Raw genomic sequence first — 19,804 nt, 5'->3', positions numbered from 1 at the left:
ATCGGCCGGGCTGAGGGGGACGGTGTGGCGCACGCTGACGCAACGCACGTTCTCCGGGGGTGTTTTCCGCTGTGCCGCGGCGATACGGTGTGGGTTCCGCACCTTGCGCTCCGGACCGGGGCGGCCGAGAGCCGTCCACGCACCACCGGGTCTTTGCATCGAGAGGTCCGGGCATCCAGGGAAGACGAGAGGTGTCGCCATGCGTACGACATCGCACAGCATCCCCGTCGACGAGATCGTCGCCGCCTGGCGCGCGGGCGCCGGATCACCCCGAGGTATGGAGAACCCGGCCGGTTCCCTCTATGTCGGAGGGTCGGCGACCGAGCGAGGACTGACCGAGATCGACGTCGCCGCCCAGACCTGCGGCACCGTGTGCTCGGTCTCCCGCACCCGCATGTGTTGTTGAGGAATCCGCGTCGATTCGCGGCGTGACGGGTACGGCTCGGGACGAGCGGGCCGGCACGTGAGGATTCGCGATATGTGGGGCCGGGTCGGACGGTCTGCGAGGTGTTCGGCATCGCGGTGTCCTGCCGGGTTCCGCCGACCGTACGCGGCTCGGACGCGCCCGTCACCGTGCGCGCCGCCGCGACCGGAGTGCCTCGGGGCCGCGAGTGCCGCCGGCTCGGGGCATGGGGAGGGGCACGGCGACATTGTGGAGACGCCGGCGAGCAGGTGTGTCTTCGGGGCGGCGAACGCCCGCTCGCGGTCGTATGCGAGCACGACGAAACGGATCGGTTCCCGAGCCGACCCGGGTGGCCGGCCACATCGGGCAGGCCACCCGTCCCACGCGTCCTCCGGGCCGCGTGAGGCCCGTGCGGCCGTGCCGGACCGCGCGCGTCGAACGCCAGGCCCCGCAGCACGCGGGGCCGGTGAGCCGTAGCGGGTCGCGGACGCCACCTCGGGCAGGGTCTAGCCCACCGCGTACATCCTGATCACCACCACGTCGTCCCCGTCCGGGCGGGCCAGGCCGACGAACACGGTCTCGGTGAGGCGGCGGTGGGCCGGGGCGTCGGTGCGGAAGATCGGCGAGGTGCGGTAGTAGTGGCCCTTCTCGGTGACCCGGAGGTCGCCGTCGTACTGGTCGGGGCTCTCCGGTGCGGGGTGGTAGTAGCCGCGGTTGACGATGTCGACGACCGCGCCGTCGTCCGCGCGGATCAGGTAGCGCGCCTCCAGTTCGCAGACTTCGCCGCGCGTGTTGCTCCAGTCGCCGCCGGCCAGCACGGTGCCGGTGAACCAGGGGCCGGCGACCGTGCCGCCGACGATCGGGGTGAACTCGGTTCTCTCGCCGTCGCCATTGCCGATGTGCAGCGTCTCGGCGACGTGGGCGCGGATCTCGAAGGCGAACTCGAGGGCGGGGGTGAAGGTCATGAGGGTTCCTCGCCCTGGGGCAGGCAGGCCAACGAGGCCACCGCGGGTCTGGCGCACTGTCGAGGTTGCCGGAGCGCGGCGGAAGGAGAGGCGCTGTGCCGGGCGGTGGTGAGCAAGTTCCCCGACGGCAGCGGGAAATGGTGCGCCAGGGCCGTATTTGGCGTGGCCGGCACCGCCGACGTCGCAGTCTCGTGCAGGACTGCGAGCGAGAATTGGACATTCCGCGGACGGCGGACGAGAAAAGTCATCGTCGCTCGTCGCGCGGGCGCAGCGAAACGGCCCGCTGGGAGTGGGTCTTCCGGCGAGCCGTTTCGGCCGAATCTGTGCGTCGGGTCGGATCAGGCCTTGGCCTTTACCGCACTTTCGGACCAAGCCATGGAGTCACAGTCCCAGGCGACGTTGTCCTCGGTCAGGCAGGCTCGGAACCAGACCGTGGCACCTTCGGGGAAATCCTTGTTGAAGGCCTTGACGCTGCCTTTGCCGCCGTTGTTGACCAGCAGCGGATAGGCGTAGGAGTCGTTGATCCGGTACTGGACGGCCACCCCGTGGCTGTCCGTGGCCAGGTCCTGGGCGTAGAACCAGTCGCCGTCGTGATCGAACCACACCTTGCCGGTGGCGGTGCTGCCCGTATACACGTAATCGGTGTTGTTCGTCCCCGCGTTCGCCGATCCGGCGCCCGCGATCATGCCCAGGCTCATGGTGATCGCACCCAGGCCGACGACGAGCTTGCGCTTGTGCTTCATGGGACCTCTTTCCGGCCGTACCTTGATCACGACGGCTCGAAAAGGATGTTCTCAGTGGCCGGAAAACGCCACTATCCAGAAAGTGCGGGTGCCCTCGCGCCTTTCGGATGAGAGGGAACCGAAACGAACGCGATACCCGACCCCGGCACCGCCACCACCGCGTGTCCGGCGACCGGGTCGCCCCCGCGACCCGGTCGTGAAGCAGGCCCGGTGATGGCGACCGTTCACCAGCCGAGTTGGTCGCCGAGGCGCAACCGCAGCCACAACACCAGGCGTTCGTCCGGGTCGGCGAGATCGAAACCGAAGATTTCGCCGGCGCGGGAAAGGCGGTAGCGGATCGTGTTCGGGTGCACGGACAGCCGATGGGAGGCGGCGGCGACATCGCCGTTGGCGTCCAGGTAGGCGAGGATCGTGGGCGCATAGGTGGTGCCGTGCTCGACGTCGTGGGCGCGGACCGCCGGACCCAGTCCGCGGGGGAGCACCTCGTGCGTGGCCAGCATCTGGGCCAGTGCGGACAGCGTCGCGCCCGCCCACACCTCGTCGATCGTGGCCACCTGGCACGGCTCCGGATCACCCGGCCGCTCGGAGAGCGCACGCAGGACGAGATCCGCGTCGGCGCGTGAGCTCACGATCGAGCGCAGCCCCTCGACGATCGAGCCGAGACCGGCCCGAACGGGCACGCGGAGCGCGCTGTGGGCCCGCCGCGCGATATAGGCGACGAGTTCCCGGTGCGCGTCCGGCGAAGGCCCGCCCGGCAGCAGCGCATAGACCGTCGCGTCGATCAACGCGCAGCCGTGCCTGCCGTAGCGCGCCTCGCAGTGCAGGCTCACCAAGTCGGCGAGCCGGGTGGCCGCGTGTGCCGTGAGTACATCCTCGGCATCGACCGAGGCGACGGCGAATGCGGCCACCGCGACGGGCAGGTTCGGGTCCAGGCCGAGCTGTGGCGCCACCGCGGTGACGCTGCTCGGGTCGGCGAGCAGCCGTCGCAACAGGTCGGCGTACCTGCGCCGGACGGCGGATTCCGTGGTCCGGGCCGCGAGCAGGTGCAGCGCGACGTTGTCCGCGACATCGGAAAGGGCCTGTTCGGCAACGGAGTCCAACTGTTCCCCGGCATTGACGACCCAGATCGAACCCAACACCTCGTTTCCCACGCGGACCGCGACACCGAGACGAGGAAGACCCCCGGCGACGGCGGCGAACCGACAGGTGCGCTCGACCCGGGTGAGCACCCGGTACTGCTCGTCGTACTCCGGGCCCTCCGGCACCTGGAGGCCGAGGATGCCCTGGCGACGGCCCTCGTCGACGGCCTGGCCGGGCAACGTCGAGTAGGCGAGGATGCGCCGGTGCGGATCCTCGATCACGGTGGCTCCGCCCACCATCCCCGCGATCGCGTTGGCCAGCGCGAACAGATCGCCGACGGCCGGGGCACCCGCGGCCTGCCCGAAGCGCACCGTCGGGGTGAGAGCCGAGGAGATCATGGCATCCAAATGGTGCCAGGCCACGGCCTCGTCCGCGGCAAGCAGCACGATGCCGGATTTCCGGGCGGCTTCCACGAGTTGGGTGACCGGCTCGCCGAAACTCTTCACCACCAGACAGGCGTACCCGGCCTCGGCCGCCGAGGCGACCAACTCCATCGCCTGCGCTTCGACCATCCCCACTCCGACGGCGAGCAGGATCGCGTCCCGGACCGGGGGAAGTGGAAGCGGGGCTCGCCGTTCGAAGATGAGGACGCCCGAGACCGGCACCAGGCTTTCCGGCGGTACGGTCAACGGCCGCAGCAGCGACGAGCCCAACACTTCCAGGACTTGTCCGAGATCGGGAACCCCGGTACCGAGCATCCTCACCTCTTTAGCCAGTCGCACAAAACATTCCGGGAATCTCTGGACGGGTACCGCATGTACCCGGCCGGTCCAGACGCCACGCTGTCCGCATGCACAATCCAGCAAACGTGCGGCGGCCACCCCCGGCGACCGTACCCCCCACCGCCCCGTGCAGCGCAACCCACCGCGACCGCCCCCGCCGTCCCTCGTACGGCGGCCGTCTGTCCCGGCACCGGGCGCCATCGATTCCGCCCCACGGATCAGTACTGCAGAAGGAGAAAGTATGCGATACAGGACGAGTGTCGTCGTGGCCTTGGCGTGCGCGGCCTCTCTGGTGACGGTGCCTACGCAGGCAAGCGCGAAGGCGCAGTGTGACAGCAAGCCCATCCAGACGGCTCTGAAGTCACTGGAGGGTATCGGCGCCTCGGGCATCAGCGTGACGGTGAAGAGTCCGAACTGCGGCGTCCGGAACGGCGGTGTCGGACTCGCCGACCTCAGAACGGGCCGCAAGGCCGTCGGCAACGAGCACAGCCGGATCGGCAGCAACACCAAGACCTGGACGGCCACGGTCGTGCTTCAGCTCGTCGGCGAGGGCAGGATCGGTCTCGACGACACCGTGGACGACTATCTGCCCGGCCTGATCCGCACCAAGCTCTACGACGGGCGCACCATCACGATCCGGCAGCTTCTGCAGCACACCAGTGGCCTGCCCGATTACCTGGACGCGCCGTTCTGGGAGGACGAGGACGAGCACCGCTGGGATCACATCGAGCCCTTGCAGACGGTCCGGCAGGCGCTCGGTCTGCCCAGGCCCGACCGGACGGCGGACGGCTTCGCCTACTCCAACACCAACTACAACCTGGTCGGCCTGATCGTCACCAAGGTCACCGGCCGCGGCATCGGCACCGAGATCAAGGAACGCATCATCAAGCGTCTCGGTCTGTGCGAGACCTCATGGCCCGGCGATCGCACCACGATCCCCAAGCCGGACCTGCGTGGCTACGGGGAGCGCGGATCCACTCTGGTGGACCTGACGGAATGGAACACCTCGGAGGCCGACGCGTCGGGCGCGCTGATCTCCGACGGTGCGGACACCACCGCCTTCTGGACCGCCCTGTTGAGCGGGAAACTGCTGGCTCCGGCCCAACTGGCCGAAATGAAGAAGACCGTTCCCGACGACTTCCCGGGCGAGCGCTACGGCCTGGGAATCGAGCGCCACGAGCCCGCTCCGGGTCTGGTCGTCTGGGGACACAGCGGCAGCGTGGCCAGCGGCCACAAGTTCAGGAACGCCGTCACCGACGACGGCCGACGGGCGGTGACCCTGCTGATCGGCTCGGAGAAGTTCGACTCGGACAAGGTGGACTCCATCATGGGCAAGCTCATGCGCGACCTCCGCTGACTCCACTGACGGTGACCATCGAATCCGGGCGGCTCGAATTCGGACGAGCCGCCCGGACCGACGACCGGCCGGTTCCCGTGCCATCGCACGGGAACCGGCCGGTCCTCACCTTCCGGCCGTACCCGCGGCACCGTGCCCGCCGGGTGCGGCCGGCTTCGTGGTCCGCTGCGCGGCCGACAGCAGGACGGTGTCCTGCGGGGCCTGGTCGGCGAAGTTCTCCGGGTGGTGGCAGGCCACCCGCTGACCGAGCCGCAGCTCCTGGAGAGGCGGCTCGCCGGTCGTACAGATCCGCGTCGCCTTCCAGCACCGGGTGTGAAAGCGGCAGCCACTGGGTGGGGCGATCGGCGAGGGCACGTCGCCCTCGAGCAGGAGGCGCTCGCTCGCGGCGTGTCTGCGCCGCGGGTCCGGGATCGGGACGGCCGACATGAGCGCCTTGGTGTACGGGTGCATCGGCGCCTTGTAGAGCAGGTCCCGATCCGCGAGTTCGACGATCTTGCCGAGGTACATCACCGCGATCCGGTCCGAGACGTGCCGGACGACGGACAGATCGTGCGCGATGATCACGTAGGTCAGGCCCAGTTCCCGTTGCAGGTCGTCCATGAGGTTGACGACCTGGGCCTGGATCGAGACGTCCAACGCGGACACCGGCTCGTCCGCCACCACCAGCTTCGGCCGGAGGGCGAGTGCGCGGGCGATACCGATGCGCTGCCGCTGCCCGCCGGAGAACTCGTTCGGGTAGCGGTTGTAGTGCTCGGGGCTGAGGCCGACCACCGACAGCAGTCGCTGTACCTCCTTCTTGATGCCGCCCTCGGGTTCGACGCCCTGGAGCCGGAAGGGGGCGCCGATGATCGTCCCGGTGGTGTGCCGCGGATTCAGCGACGAGTACGGGTCCTGGAAGATCATCTGCACGTCGCGGCGCATCGGGCGCATGCCACCCACACCGAGGTGGGTGATGTCCCTGCCCTCGAACTCGATCGTCCCCGCGGTCGGTTCCAGCAGCCGGGTGATCAGCCGGCCCATCGTCGACTTGCCGCAGCCCGACTCGCCCACGACGCCGAGGGTCTCGCCCGAGCGCACCTCGAAGTCGATGCCGTCGACCGCGCGCACCGCGCCGACCCGGCGCTGGAAGAGGCCCTTGCGGATCGGGAAGTGCTTCCGCAGCCCGGTCACCCTCAGCAGGATCTCGCCGGGCGCGGCGTCCTGGACGAGGGTGGCCGCGCCGCCGGTCACGGCCGGGCCGAGATCACCGGCCTGCCCGCCGTCGCCATGTGCAGGGATGCTCACTGCGCTCTCCTCCGCGTTCTCGCTCACAACCTCGGCGCAATCTCTTCGATCCAGATCCGCTCCCGCTGCTCCGGAGTCATGTGGCAGGCGGCCCAGTGCCTGTTGCCGACCTCGGTCAACTCGGGGCGGACCGTGCGGGTGACGTCCCCCTTCGGCACGTCCGCGTACGGGCAACGCGGGTTGAATGCGCAGCCGGACGGGAGGTTGATCAGGGACGGCGGGGAGCCCTTGACCGGGATCAGCCGCGCCTGCTGCTCGCGGTCCAGGCGCGGCATCGAGCCGAGCAGGCCCCAGGTGTAGGGGTGCCGGGGCTCGTGGAACACCTGCTCCGCCGGGCCTCGCTCGACGCAGCGGCCGCCGTACATCACCAGGATGTCGTCGGCGAGTTCGGCGACGACGCCCAGATCGTGGGTGATGACGATGACCGCGGAGCCGAACTCCTTCTGCAGGTCCCGGATGAGGTCGAGGATCTGCGCCTGGACGGTGACGTCGAGGGCGGTGGTGGGCTCGTCCGCGATGAGCAGTTCGGGGTTGTTCACCAAAGACATCGCGATCATCGCGCGCTGGCGCATGCCGCCGGAGAACTCGTGCGGATAGTTGTCCACCCGCTTGTCCGGCTGCGGGATGCCCACCCGGTCGAGCATTTCGACCGCCCGCCTGCGGGCGGTCTTCTTGTCGACGTCGTGGTGGATCCGGTACGCCTCGACGATCTGTTGGCCGATCGTGTAGTACGGGTGCAGCGCGGACAGCGGATCCTGGAAGATCATCGCCATCTCGCGGCCCCGCAGCCTGCGCACGTGGTCGGGTCCGGCCGACAACAACTCGGTGCCGTCCAGCCAGATCTCGCCGGAGATCCGCGCCTTGCGCCTGCCGTACCGGCCGGTGGTGTGCAGGCCCATGATGCCGAGCGAGGTCACCGACTTGCCGGAGCCCGACTCGCCGACGATACCGAGGGTTCTGCCCCGCTCCAGGCGGAAGCTCAGCCCGTCGACGGACTTGACCAGGCCGTCGTCGGTGGGGAAGTGCACCTTCAGGTCACGCACTTCCAGGAACGCACTCGGGGCGGGCGAGGCGGCGGCGGGCCCGCCCGCGACCCTGCTCCGGTGGAGCCGCTCGCCGATTTCGGTCATGTGAGCCTCACTCTGGGGTCGATCACGGCGTACAGGACGTCCACCACGAGGTTGGCCAGGAGCACCGAGAGGGAGGTGATCAGGACGACGCCCAGAATGACGGGCAGGTCCTGGTTCCTGATGGCGTTCAGCACGGCCTGGCCCAGGCCGGGCAGATTGAACGTCGACTCGGTGAGGATCGCGCCGCCGATGAGGGCGCCGAGGTCCATGCCCAGCATGGTGAGGATCGGCGTCATCGTGGAGCGCATGGCGTGCTTTCCGATGACGGTCCGCTCCCGCAGGCCCTTGGCGCGCGCGGTACGGATGTAGTCCTCGCCCAGCACTTCCATCATCGTGGCGCGGGTGATGCGCGCGTACATCGCCGCATACAGGAAGGCGAGGGTGATCCACGGCAGGATCATGCCGCCGAACCAGCCGCCCGGGCTCTCCGCGAGCGGTACGTACTGCGCGTCGAACCACTTCAGCCCGAACGCGAAGGTCGCCAGGGAGAGCATGCCGGTGAAGTAGATGGGGAGGGACACGCCCGCGAGGGCGACGACCATCGCGCCGCGGTCCCACAGGGTGCCGCGCTTGAGCGCGGAGAGCACCCCGGCCGCGACACCGAAGGCCAGCCACAGCACGGCGGCGCCCAGCGCGAGCCCCAGGGTCACCGGGAAGCGGTCGGTCAACACCGGCCAGACGGCCTGTTCGCTCTTGAACGAGTAGCCGAAGCACGGCGCTGAGCAGTGCACGACATCGCCGCCGGTCGCGTAGGTGCGGCCCGTGAAGATGCCCTTGAAGAACTCCCATGCCTGGAGGTGGATGGGGTCGCTCAGACCGAGCTTCTCCCGCACGGCCTCGACGGCTGCGGGGTCGGCCTGCTTGCCCACGAAGCTCGCGGCGATGTCGACGCCCACCCATTTGGGGACGAGGAAGAAGATGCCGAAGACCACCATGATGATGACCACCAGCATCACTGCGGCGGCGAACAGCCGCCTGATGAGGTAAGTGAGCACAGCTAACGGCCTGCCGCGGATCGCGGGCCGCCGGGGCTTCCGGCGGCCCGCGGTCACGCCGCGCCGGCCTTCACCTGCCTTTCGTGCCGTTCGGCGGGTGTACCGGAGTTCACTTCGAGGGCTTCAGGCCGAGGCTGACGAAGTCGTAGCCGTTGTACGCGTCGGTCATGTAGACGTTGGTGAGCCGGCCGGAGCGCCAGTTCAGATACTTCTCGTGGGTGAAGGGCAGGTAGTACGCGCCCTCCATGACCTTGTGGTTGATCTCTTTGGCGATCCGGACCTTGGCGGCCTCGTCGGGCTCCTTGGCATAGGCGTCGAAGAGGTCGTCGATCGCCTTGTCCTCGATCAGGGCGTAGTTGACGTTGCCGCTCTGCAGGATGTACTTGCTGTCCCACAGCGGCCGACCGAAGCCCTGGACGGACGGGAAGTCCGCGGCCCAGCCGTCGATGATGATCCCGTAGCCGTTCTTCTCCACGTTGGTGGGGCTGCCGACGATGCCGGAGGTCTGCGAGCCGTCGTACTGGTCGATCTGCGCGTCGATGCCGATCCTCTTCAACGACGCCTGCAGGGACTGGGCGGTGGCCACCTCGACCGGTCTGTTGTTGCGGACGGCGATGGTGGTGCCGAAGCCGTTCGGCTTGCCGCAGGCGGCCAGTTCCTCCTTGGCCTTGGCGATGTTTCCGCTCTTGTCGGCGCCGGCTGTCCCGAACGGGTCGTACGTCTGGCCCTCGGTACCCGGAACCGACGCCGGCAGCATGTTGGTTCCGATGTCCCCGCCCGCGACGGGGCCACCGCGCGCGGTCTGCAGGGACAGGTGGTCGGCGCCGTGGATGACCGCCTTGCGGCAGTGTTCGTTGTCGAAGGGCTTCACGTTCTTCGGGAAGGCCGCGTAGCGGACGTAGCCGGAGATCGGATTGTCCAGGTTGCCCTTGTGCTGCTTCAGCGCGGTCTGGCGGCCCTGCGGCGACAGGCCGGACTGGTTGAGGTCCAAGTCGTAGTCGCCGGCGATCAGTCGCTGGTCCAGGTCATTCGCGTTGGAGAAGAACTTGACGCTGATGGTGTCCGGGTAGGCCTTGCGGACCGGGTCCGAGGCTTGCTTCCACTGCGTGTTGCGGACCAGTTCCAGGCCCTTGCCCGGATCGTACGAGTCGAACCGGTAGGGACCGCTGGAGAACGGACTCAGGCCGTACTTGGACCTGGTGTCCTTGTCCCGGCGTACCGGGGAGGCCGACGGCATCGCGAGCATCTGGGGGAAGTCGCTGTTGGCCTGCGGCAGACGGAAGACGATCGTCTTGTCGTCGGGTGTCTCGATCGCCTTCAGGCCCAGCTTGTCGGCGGACTCGTCCTGGTAGGGGCCGTGGTACTCGCCGTCGGGATCGAGGATGTCCTTGAGGTAGACCGGGCCGCCCGACAGCACGTCCTGCGCCCACTGGCGCTCGATGCCGTACTTGACGTCCTGGGAGGTGATCGGTTTGCCGTCCTCCCAGGTGATCCCGTCGCGCAGGCCGAACGTGTAGGTCCTGCCGTCGGCGGAGACCTTGCCCATGTCGGTGGCGAGGTCGGGTTGCAGCGCCGCGCCCGCCTTGCCCGGCTCGGTCTTGTAAGTGACCAACTGGCGGCTGTAGTACCGCATGAAGTTCCAGGCGAAGCCGTAGTAGCTGCGTGTGGTGTCCCACGAGTCGCCGTCCTGGGCGGCGGCGAACTTCAGGGTGCCGCCCTTGGTGGAACCGGCGTTCAGGACCTTGTTGTTGGCGGCGTCGTAGCCGGCCGCGCTCGTTTTGTCGCCGCTGCCGCCGCCGCACGCCGCGGTGGTCAGCAGTCCTGCGACCACGGCCGCAGCGGCCAGTGCCTGCTTGCGCCGCCCTGAGGTGCGTTGGGTAGTCACGATCTCGGATCCTCCGGATTTGATGAGAAACCCCGTGTGAAGTGCCGCGGGTCGCCTCGCATTGGGCGGTTCAGCGGGAGCCCTTGGGGTCGAGCGCGTCGCGCACGCCGTCGCCGAAGAGGTTGAAGGCAAGGACGGTGATGAAGATGGCCACGCCCGGAACGATCATGTACATCGGATCCGAGTCGTAGTAGTCGATCGCGTTCGAGAGCATCTGTCCCCACGAGGCGGTGGGCGGCTTGACGCCCACGCCCAGGAAGCTGAGCGCGGCCTCGGTCAGGATGTTCGTGGGAATCATCATCGTCGTGTACACGACGATCGGGGCGACGAGGTTGGGCAGCAGTTCCTTGTACAGGATGTAGAAGCGCCCGGCGCCCAACGAGCGGGCGGCTTCGACGTATTCACGTTCGCGCAGCGAAAGCGTCTGGCCGCGCACCACGCGCCCGATGTAGGGCCAGCCGAAGAAGCCGATGACCAGGATCATCACGAAGACGCGGACGCTGGAACCGGTCATGCCCAGCATGTCACTCGGCATGACCGAGACCAGCGCGATGATGAACAGCAATTGCGGAAAGGCGAGCAGACCGTCCATGACGCGGCTGATGGCGGCGTCCACCCAACCGCCGAAGAAGCCCGCCAGAATGCCGAGGATCGTCCCCAGCACGACCGCCACCAGGGCCGACAGGAAGCCGACGAGCAGCGAGATCCGGGCACCATGGAGGATCCGGGCGAAGATGTCCCGGCCGTTGACCGGCTCGACACCCAACAGGTGCTCGCCGCTGATGCCGCCCAGCGCCCCCTTGGGGGTGCCGAACAGCGCGTCGATCTCCTCCTCGTGGTAGGCGTTCGGATCCTGCCCGACGAGGTCCGAGATCACGGGCGCGAACAGCGCGATCACGACGAGCGCGAGGATGACGGCGCCGCCCGTCAGAGCCAACCGGTCGCGCTTGAGCCGTTCCCAGGCGATCCGCCCCAGCGAACGGCCTTGTACAGGCTTGGTGTCGCCGACCGTCGTCGCTTCCCCGGCCGCGCTCGGGGCCGCTTCCGCGATCGGCTCGTGCAATGGTGCCGTCATCTGACAGGGACCCCTCTCAACCGGCGCCGGCCGGAACGTATGTGCCGCTGTGGCGGCGTCATCACTTCGTCGGCGACAAGGGCGGACGCCCCTGCTGTGGAAGTCCTCAACGCATCGGCGCCGCACCGACAGGCCGAGGAGTTGGAGTTCTGATCCAGCCGGACCGGGAGATCGGGCCCGGATGGACGTGTGGTGGGCGCCGGACCACCACACCGCTCACAAGAGCTCGGCCACGAGACCGGAGTGCCGGCCCACCGCCGCTGCGTTGGGTACGGCCGCCGGGGGTGCCCGCCGCATCCTTGCTGGATTGTGCATGCGGACAGCGTGGCCCCTGGACTGGCCGGGTTCATGCGGTATCCGACCAGAGATTTCTCTGATGCTTTGTACGACTGGCTAAAGTCGTGGACTCCGCTCGGCCGGAATTCTGGACCTCACCGCCATCGACGGCTCCTTCGTCGGCAGGTCGGTATCCACTTCCTGCGGAACACCATGGCGTTGGAGATCTGTCGACCACGGTGGGACCGCTTCACGCGGGCGCCGAGTGCGGGCACGGCGCCGGCTCCCTCGGCGAACTCTGCGGCGGCCGGCGTCGGCGCATCGCCATCACCCGCGCACCGAAACTCCTGATCACGCTGATCCCGTCGCACATCCCCACGTCGTGTGGGAGGCGTGCGATGCCGCCGCCGTCATGCGCCACGGGCACCTCATGGGAAGCGCACGTCGGCACGAGTACACCCGAATCCCTCCGCACGCGGCTCCACTTCCGGCCACGTGCTCCCTCCCACGCGAAAGGACCCGCCGTGTCCTTGGACCTGCACCACCGCGCGGTCGTCGCCGATGCCCACAACGACCTCCTCATGGCCGTTGCCGCCCGCCCCCCGCAGCACTGGGGCGGGTTCTTCCGGGACCGATGGCTGCCGCAGTTGCGCGAGGGCGGGATCGACATCCAGGTCCTGCCGGTGTTCATCGACGAACGGTTCCAACCGGAGGGGGCATTGCGGCAAACGCTGCGCATGATCGAGTGCGGTCGTGTCCTCGCCGAGGCCAACGCCGAACACGTTGCCCTGTGCGTGAGCGGCGCGGACATCGACAGGGCTCTCGCCGACCACAAGATCGCGCTCGTTCTCGCCCTGGAGAGCGCACCGGGCGTCGACGCCTCCGTCGAACTGTTCTCCACCCTCTTCCGGCTCGGTGTGCGTATCGCTTCGATCGCCCACTGGGGGCGCACCCCGCTCGCCGACGGCAGCCGGGAGGAGGCCACCGGCAGTCGGCTGACTTCCTCCGGCGTCCGGGCGCTGCGGGAAATGGAACGTCTGGGCATGCTGTTCGACATCTCCCATCTGGGATCCAGTGGCGTGGGCCATGTCCTGGAGTTGGCCACCCGCCCGGTGATCGCCACCCATTCCTGCGCCCGCGCCCTGCGGGATCACCACCGCAACCTCACCGACGACCAGATCCGTGGAGTGGCCGGCACCGGGGGAGTGGTGTGTGTGAACTTCGTCCCGGGCTTCCTCACCGACGACGCGGCGAAGGTGAGCGTCGACCGGGTCGTCGACCACATCGACCACGTCGTCTCCGTGGCCGGCATCGATCACGTCGGCCTCGGAGCGGACTTCCTCCGCGAGGTGATCGCGGACCTCACCCCGCCCTGCTGCGAGGACGCCGACGACGAGGACCCCCTCTTCGACTTCCCCGACCTGGAGGGCCCGGCCGACATGCCCCTGGTCACCGCGGCGATGGTGCGCCGAGGCATGCCCGAGGAGCACATCCTGAAGATCCTGGGCGGGAACGTGCGGCGGCTGATGAGCGAGCACATGGGCTGACGCCCGATCGGTTCCCATCGCGCCCGGCGTGCCCGGTCACCCCCCGGGGAGCAGCGCTGCCCGCGTCGGGTCCGGAATACCACTCGGCCGCACGGCTCGGCCCCGGTCCGCCGCGGCGGACGGCTGTCCGGGCAACCCCCGACGGCAACCACCCCGCCGGGGTGGGGTGTTCCACGCTCGCCGGCCTCGGCGCGGCCGGCGATGCCACGCACACCGACCACGAACCCTGTCATCACCGCCACCATGCCGGCCCGCGCCCGGCCCCTGGCCCACCCAGTCGGAGCACCGCGATGAACGGATCCACAATCCGAGAACTGCACATGATGGAGGACCTCGACGCCGTCAGCCTCCTCTATGCCGACATCTGGGGGTCCCGACCCGGCGCCTCACCCATCTCCGCCGAGGTCATGCGGGCGCTCTCCCACGCCGGCAACTACGTGGCCGGAGCATACGAGGACGGCCGTCTGGTGGGGGCGTCGGTCGCCTTCTTCGGCGAACCCATAGGCACCAGCCTGCACTCGCACATCACCGGCGCCGTGGTCGGGCGCGGCGTGGGCCTTGCCCTCAAGATGCACCAGCGGCAGTGGGCGCTTGCCCATCGACTCAGGCGCATCACCTGGACCTACGACCCGCTCATCCGCCGCAACGCCTACTTCAACCTGACCAAACTGGGCGCCCGGCCGGAAGAGTACCTGACGTCCTTCTACGGCACGATGCACGACACCATCAACGGCGGCGACGAGTCCGACCGGGTCCTGGTCGCCTGGGACCTCACCGCGCCCTCCCCGCCCCGGATGATCGAACCGCCCGCCGGCGCCGCCCACCGCGTCCGCAACCGCGAAGGCCGCCCGGAGACCGCCGCGACCGACGCCGAGACCGTACTCATCGACCTCCCCGACGACATCGAAGCCCTGCGCCGCACGGATCCCGGCGCTGCCCGTGCCTGGCGACTGGCCGTACGAGAAACCCTGGGCGGCCTGCTCGCCGAAGGCGCCCGTGTCGTCGGCTTCCACGAACGCCGCCGCTACGTGGTCCAACGACCCACGACCCACAAACGCGGCACAACCCACATGTGACCACCCGCAGAGGAGCCACCAGTCATGAAGACGAAGATTTCCGGCGTCGAGCTGCGCCGGATCGCGATGCCGCTCGTTGCCCCCTTCCGTACCTCCTTCGGTGTGGAGACCACCCGCGATGTGCTGCTGGTCCGCGTGGTCACCACCGACCACGAGGGTTGGGCCGAGTGCGGGGCCATGTCCGAGCCGCGCTATTCCTCCGAGTACGTCGACAGCGCCCGGCACGTCCTGCGCAGGTTCCTCATCCCCGCCTTGCCGAAGGACGGCTTGGACGTGCACGAGGTGGGACGAGTCCTGGAGCCCTTCACCGGCCACCGGATGGCGAAGTCCGCGCTGGAGACAGCGGTGCTGGACGCCCAACTCCGCGATGCCGACCAGTCCTTCGGCTCCTACCTGGGTGCCGCTCGGGACCGGGTCCCGTGCGGTGTCTCGGTCGGGATCATGGACTCCGTGCCCGAACTCCTGGACGCCGTGGAGAGGTACATCGCCGAGGGCTACGTCCGGATCAAGCTGAAGATCGAGCCCGGCTGGGACCTGGGCCCCGTGCGTGCCGTGCGCGAACGCTTCGGTGACGATCTGCTCCTGCAGGTCGACGCCAACGCCGCCTACACGCTGTCGGATGCCCAACATCTCGGCGGGCTCGACGACTTCGGACTGCAACTGATCGAACAGCCCCTGGCCAACGACGACATGGTCCAGCACGCCGCACTGGCCAAGCGGCTGCGCACCCCGATCTGCCTGGACGAATCCATCAAGTCCGCCGCCCACGCGGCGGCGGCCATCTCCCTCGGCGCCTGCTCCGTGATCAACATCAAGCCGGGCCGGGTCGGCGGATATCTCGAAGCCCGTCGCATCCACGATCTCGCCCGCGCCCATGGCATCCCCGTCTGGTGCGGCGGGATGCTGGAGACCGGCATCGGCCGCGCCGCCAACGTGGCTCTGGCCGCGCTGCCCGGCTTCACCCTCCCGGGTGACACTTCCGGCTCCAGCCGGTACTTCGCCACCGACATCACGAAGCCGTTCGTCCTGTCCGACGGACACCTCGAGGTCCCCACCGGCCCCGGCCTCGGTGTCGAGCCCCGCTCCGACGTCCTCGACGAGGTAACCACGTCCAGCGAATGGATATCGATGTGACAACCGGGACGACCGCCCGGGAAATCCGGGTTCCGGGGTTGGGCGCCGAGCGCGCCGAGGGCCCTGCCCGGGTATTCGGACAGGGCCCGTGCCGCTGTGCCTCGCGGAGCCGCGGGGCCGGCGTCCCGCGCGTCTCGTCGCGGTCGGGGGTCGGCGTCAGGGGTTGTTCGTCGCTCCGCCGACCGGCACCGGGACGCCGGGGGCGACGGGGGTGGCGGCGGTGTCGTCCGGGGCTCGACGGGTGCGCCTCTGGTGGACGAACGCCATGATCAGGACGACGGCGGCGGCCAGGAGCGAGAGCAGCATCTGCTTGCGACCGACGTCGTCGTACAGCATGTAGCCGATCACGAAGAGCAGGAACGCCGTGGTGCCGTAGGTCAGGTACGGGAAGAGCCACATCTTCACGGTCAGCTTTTCGGGCGCCTCGCGCTCCAGGATGCGGCGCATGCGCAACTGGGTGAGGCAGATCGACAGCCAGATGAACAGGGCGATGGCGCCGGAGGAGTTCAGCAGGAAGTCGAAGACTGTCTCCGGCGAGGTGTAGTTGAAGAACACCGCGACGAAGCCGAAGACCACCGAGGCCAGGACGGCGTTGCGGGGGACGCCGCTGCGGCTGACCGCGCCGAAGGCCTGCGGCCCGTCGCCCCGCTTGGCCAGCGAGAAGGCCATCCGCGACGCGCTGTACAGGCCGGAGTTGAAGCACGAGAGCACCGCGGTGAGCACGATGACGTTCATGATCTGGCCGGCGGCCGGGATGTCGAGGTGGTCGAGCACCGCCACGTACGAGCTGTCTCCGACGGCGCTGGAGTCCCAGGGCATCAGCGTGACCACGATCAGGATGGAGCCCAGGTAGAACAGCGCGATCCGCCAGATCACGCTGTTGGTGGCGCGGGTGACCGCTCGGCGGGGGTCCTTGGACTCGCCCGCGGCGAGGGTGACGATCTCGCTGCCCATGAAGGAGAAGGCGACGAGCAGCATGCCGGAGAGGATCTGGCCCCAGCCGTTCGGCAGGAAGCCGCCGTGCCCGGTGAGGTTGGTCAGGCCGACCGGGTCGGTGTCGGGGAGCACGCCGAAGACCGCGAGGCCGCCGATCACCAGGAACGCCGCGATCGCGACGACCTTGATGCCCGCGAACCAGAACTCGAACTCGCCGTACGAGCCCACCGAGATCAGGTTGGTCGCGGTCAGCAGCACCATCACCGCGAGGGTGAAGGCCCACTGCGGTACGGCGGTCACCCAGCCGTGCAGGATCGCGCCGCCGGCGGTGGCCTCCACCGCGAGCACGACGACCCAGAAGAACCAGTACAGCCAGCCGACCGTGAAGCCCGCCCAGCGGCCGAAGGCGCGGTCGGCGTACGAGGAGAAGGATCCGCTCGTGGGGTTGGCCGCCGACATCTCGCCGAGCATGCGCATGACGAAGACGATCATCAGACCGGTGAGGGCGTAGGAGATCAGGATGCCCGGGCCGACCTTGTTGACGCCCGAGCCGGAGCCCACGAACAGGCCGGCGCCGATGACCCCGCCGATCGCGATCATCGACAGGTGGCGGTTCTTCAGACCGCCGCTGAGGCCCTGCTCGCCGGAAGGCGCCGCCTCGATCGGGTCGGGCGGCGCGGTCTTCCGGCCGGGGACGTGGGACGACATGCAATAGCTCCTCGTGGTGCGGGCGTGCGACGTTCACCAATGCGAAACGGGGTGCGGACCCGGTGTACCGGGACCGTGGGGAACGTGTGAGGCCTGTCACGGACCCGGAGGAAGGTATGTCTGGTTTGAATAGATGAGCAATGCATTGATCTATGAATATGACTTATGCCACATAGAGGTATCGATGGGTGATTGTGTCGTCGCAGGACGTCGGACCCCGACGGGCGTGGGAACGATCGGCGTCGCGGCCCGGGCTCCACCACCGAGCCCCGTCCTGCCGTCCGAGGGGCGGCGCCGGGCCGGACGGGCGAGCGGCGCGAACGGGTGGCGGCGCGAACGGGTGAGCGGCGCGAAGGGTGAGAGCGGGCGACGGCGCGCGGCGTCGCGCCTGTGCGCTCCGCGCGAGTGGCGCGCCCCCGGTTCGGCGGTTCGGCCGTTCAGCGGCCCAGCGGCCCGCGCGGCTCCACCGACCCGCCGGCCAGGCGCTCGCGGTCGAGCGCGTCGTCGAGGGTGCAGGCGGCGGTGATGAGCGAGAGGTGGGTGAACGCCTGGGGGAAGTTGCCCAGTTGTTCGCCGCTGGGGCCGACCTCCTCGGCGAACAGGCCCACCGGGTTGGCATAGGTGAACATCTTCTCGAACGTGTAGCGGGCGTTGCGCAGGCGGCCCGCGCGGGCCAGTGCGTCGACGTACAGGAAGGTGCAGAGGCTGAACGTGCCCTCGGAGCCGCGCAGGCCGTCCGGGGACGCGGTCGGGTCGTAGCGGTAGACCAGGCTGTCGGAGACCAGCGTGCCCTCCATCGCGTCAAGGGTGGACAGCCACGCGGGGTCGCGCGGCGCGAGGAAGCCGACGCGCGGCATCAGCAGCAGGGAGGCGTCCAGCACGTCGCCGCTGCCGTAGTGCTGGACGAACGCGCCGGCGGTGTCGCTCCAGCCGCGCTCCATGACCTGTTCGAAGATGGCGTCGCGGGCCTTGGTCCACACTTCGGTGTTCGCGGGCCGGCGGAACGCGTCGGCCAGGCGCAGGCCGCGGTCGAAGGCGACCCAGCACATGACCCGGCTGTAGGTGAAGTCCTTGCGGCCGCCGCGGGTCTCCCAGATGCCCTCGTCCGGCCGGTCCCACCAGTCGGCCAGCCAGTCCAGCGCGCGGGAGAGGGTCTTCCAGCCGACGTAGCCCGCCTGTGGGGCGATCTCGCGGCCTTCGGAGACGCCGTACAGCGCCTCGCCATAGATGTCGAGTTGGAGTTGATCGGCGGCGGCGTTGCCGAGCCGGACCGGCGCGGAGCCGCGGTAGCCCTCCAGGTGGCCGAGGATCTCCTCGGTGGTCAGGCGTTCGCCGTCGATGCGGTACATGATCTGCAGTGGTTCGGCGTCCCTGCCGACCGAGTCGCCCAGGCGTGCGCCGAGCCAGTGCACGAAGTCGGTGGCCTCCTCGACGAAGCCGAGGTCCAGCAGCGCCCGGATGGACAGCGAGCCGTCGCGGATCCAGGTGTAGCGGTAGTCCCAGTTCCGCTCGCCGCCCACCTGCTCGGGCAGACCCATGGTGGCCGCCGCGACCGGGGCGCCGGTGGGCCGGTAGGTGAGCAGTTTGAGGGTGATCGCGGAGCGGTTGACCATGCCGGGCCAGCGGCCGCGGTAGTTCGACCCGCGCACCCATCGCTGCCAGAAGTCGGTGGTGTCCCACAGTTGTTCGATGACGGCGTCGGCGTCGGGCGGGGGTGGTGCCGCGCCGTCGGGGCCGCAGAAGGTGAACACGGCGACCGCGCTCTCGCCGTCGTTCAGGGTGACGCTGCCGTACAGGTCGTCGCCGTCGCGTTCCAGCGGGAAGGTGCTCTGGAGGTATGCGGTGGCGCCGGGGGCTCGGAAGGCGGCGGCGTCGGGCCGTACGTCGAGCCGGTGCGCGGCCCTCCCGTAGTCGAAGCGGGGCCGGCACTCCAGGTCGAAGCGGACCGTCCCGCGCACGGTGCGCACGATGCGGACCAGTGTGTGCCGGTCGCTCGGCGCGCGGCCGGTGAGCGGCGGCATCAGATCGACGACCTCGCCGACGCCGTCGGGCGACATGAAACGGGTGACCAGGACCGCGCTGTCCGGGTAGTAGAGCTGTTTGCGAGCGATGTGCCCGCCGTCGACCCCGAGGCGGAAGTAGCCGCCCCGCTCGTGGTCGAGCAGGGCGGCGAAGACGCTCGGCGAGTCGAAGCGGGGAGCGGCGAACCAGTTGACGACGCCTTCCGAGGAGACCAGGGCGGCGGTCTGGAGGTCGCCGATGAGTCCGTGTTCCGCGATGGGAGGGTAGCGCTCCATGCGTTCGGTATCCTTTATGCGGCTTATCGGTCATCTGGAACCACTATCGGGCAGACCCCGCGGCGTCGCCTGCCGGGACCGAGTCGCGATCCCGGTGGTGTCGCGGTGGCGGGCGGCTCGCGGGATGCGGC

General features: G+C 69.1%; 15 protein-coding genes. 5 read left to right on the top strand and 10 right to left on the bottom strand.

The features are described from left to right. Positions 1 to 199: 199 nt before the first annotated feature. Entirely contained in the window at positions 200 to 406 is a 207-nt protein-coding gene (locus ACIBSV_RS07060; protein WP_395860077.1) for a DUF6229 family protein, read from the top strand. A 503-nt stretch (positions 407 to 909) separates the two neighbouring features. On the opposite strand, the gene ACIBSV_RS07055 is transcribed toward ACIBSV_RS07060, so the two are convergent. The 3 genes from ACIBSV_RS07055 to ACIBSV_RS07045 all read right to left on the bottom strand — a co-directional run bounded on the left by ACIBSV_RS07055 (position 910) and on the right by ACIBSV_RS07045 (position 3,949). Continuing rightward, positions 910 to 1,368 carry a DUF3237 domain-containing protein gene (locus ACIBSV_RS07055; RefSeq protein ID WP_395860075.1) on the bottom strand — a complete coding sequence of 153 codons (459 nt, stop codon included), beginning with the start codon at positions 1,366 to 1,368 and terminating at the stop codon, positions 910 to 912. 338 nt (positions 1,369 to 1,706) lie between these two features. Then, positions 1,707 to 2,111 (bottom strand): hypothetical protein, encoded by a 405-nt coding sequence (locus tag ACIBSV_RS07050; protein ID WP_331769941.1) that lies wholly within the window; start codon positions 2,109 to 2,111, stop codon positions 1,707 to 1,709. A gap of 224 nt (positions 2,112 to 2,335) precedes the next feature. After that, positions 2,336 to 3,949 (bottom strand): PucR family transcriptional regulator, encoded by a 1,614-nt coding sequence (locus tag ACIBSV_RS07045; protein ID WP_395860072.1) that lies wholly within the window; start codon positions 3,947 to 3,949, stop codon positions 2,336 to 2,338. A gap of 265 nt (positions 3,950 to 4,214) precedes the next feature. On the opposite strand from ACIBSV_RS07045, the gene ACIBSV_RS07040 reads away from it, so the two are divergent. After that, positions 4,215 to 5,330, top strand: a complete 1,116-nt coding sequence (locus ACIBSV_RS07040; RefSeq protein ID WP_395860070.1) for a serine hydrolase domain-containing protein — start codon at positions 4,215 to 4,217, stop codon at positions 5,328 to 5,330. Positions 5,331 to 5,435: 105 nt separating this feature from the next. Here the strand turns inward: ACIBSV_RS07040 and ACIBSV_RS07035 are convergent, their stop codons facing one another. From ACIBSV_RS07035 to ACIBSV_RS07015, 5 genes are all read right to left on the bottom strand, one after another. After that, positions 5,436 to 6,641, bottom strand: coding sequence for an ABC transporter ATP-binding protein (locus tag ACIBSV_RS07035; RefSeq protein WP_395860067.1), 1,206 nt, complete (start codon positions 6,639 to 6,641; stop codon positions 5,436 to 5,438). Next, positions 6,638 to 7,744: an ABC transporter ATP-binding protein gene (locus ACIBSV_RS07030; RefSeq protein ID WP_395860065.1), complete on the bottom strand. Its 1,107-nt coding sequence runs from the start codon at positions 7,742 to 7,744 to the stop codon at positions 6,638 to 6,640. Before ACIBSV_RS07030 ends, ACIBSV_RS07035 begins: the two co-directional genes overlap by 4 nt. After that, on the bottom strand, positions 7,741 to 8,739 hold the full coding sequence (locus tag ACIBSV_RS07025; protein ID WP_395860063.1) for an ABC transporter permease: 999 nt from the start codon (positions 8,737 to 8,739) through the stop codon (positions 7,741 to 7,743). Before ACIBSV_RS07025 ends, ACIBSV_RS07030 begins: the two co-directional genes overlap by 4 nt. A gap of 109 nt (positions 8,740 to 8,848) precedes the next feature. Next, positions 8,849 to 10,624, bottom strand: a complete 1,776-nt coding sequence (locus tag ACIBSV_RS07020; protein WP_395860061.1) for an ABC transporter substrate-binding protein — start codon at positions 10,622 to 10,624, stop codon at positions 8,849 to 8,851. Positions 10,625 to 10,694: 70 nt separating this feature from the next. Then, positions 10,695 to 11,699 (bottom strand): ABC transporter permease, encoded by a 1,005-nt coding sequence (locus ACIBSV_RS07015; protein WP_395860059.1) that lies wholly within the window; start codon positions 11,697 to 11,699, stop codon positions 10,695 to 10,697. An 800-nt stretch (positions 11,700 to 12,499) separates the two neighbouring features. On the opposite strand from ACIBSV_RS07015, the gene ACIBSV_RS07010 reads away from it, so the two are divergent. The 3 genes from ACIBSV_RS07010 (at position 12,500) to menC (ending at position 15,732) form a co-directional block, all read left to right on the top strand. Then, positions 12,500 to 13,522: a dipeptidase gene (locus tag ACIBSV_RS07010; RefSeq protein WP_395860057.1), complete on the top strand. Its 1,023-nt coding sequence runs from the start codon at positions 12,500 to 12,502 to the stop codon at positions 13,520 to 13,522. A 290-nt stretch (positions 13,523 to 13,812) separates the two neighbouring features. Beyond that, positions 13,813 to 14,598: a GNAT family N-acetyltransferase gene (locus ACIBSV_RS07005; RefSeq protein WP_395860055.1), complete on the top strand. Its 786-nt coding sequence runs from the start codon at positions 13,813 to 13,815 to the stop codon at positions 14,596 to 14,598. A 24-nt stretch (positions 14,599 to 14,622) separates the two neighbouring features. Continuing rightward, positions 14,623 to 15,732: an o-succinylbenzoate synthase gene (menC, locus tag ACIBSV_RS07000; RefSeq protein ID WP_395860053.1), complete on the top strand. Its 1,110-nt coding sequence runs from the start codon at positions 14,623 to 14,625 to the stop codon at positions 15,730 to 15,732. A gap of 156 nt (positions 15,733 to 15,888) precedes the next feature. On the opposite strand, the gene ACIBSV_RS06995 is transcribed toward menC, so the two are convergent. Together ACIBSV_RS06995 and ACIBSV_RS06990 are read right to left on the bottom strand one after the other, a co-directional pair. Next, complete coding sequence (locus ACIBSV_RS06995; protein ID WP_395860051.1) at positions 15,889 to 17,376, bottom strand: amino acid permease; 1,488 nt, start codon at positions 17,374 to 17,376, stop codon at positions 15,889 to 15,891. A 437-nt stretch (positions 17,377 to 17,813) separates the two neighbouring features. Beyond that, positions 17,814 to 19,673, bottom strand: coding sequence for a glycoside hydrolase family 15 protein (locus tag ACIBSV_RS06990; RefSeq protein ID WP_395860049.1), 1,860 nt, complete (start codon positions 19,671 to 19,673; stop codon positions 17,814 to 17,816). Between the last annotated feature and the right edge of the window lie 131 nt (positions 19,674 to 19,804).

Source organism: Embleya sp. NPDC050154 (genome assembly GCF_044460165.1).
Taxonomy (GTDB): Bacteria; Actinomycetota; Actinomycetes; order Streptomycetales; family Streptomycetaceae; genus Embleya.
Note: the sequence above shows the minus strand (reverse complement) of the source record. Positions and strands in the feature narration are given on the sequence as shown.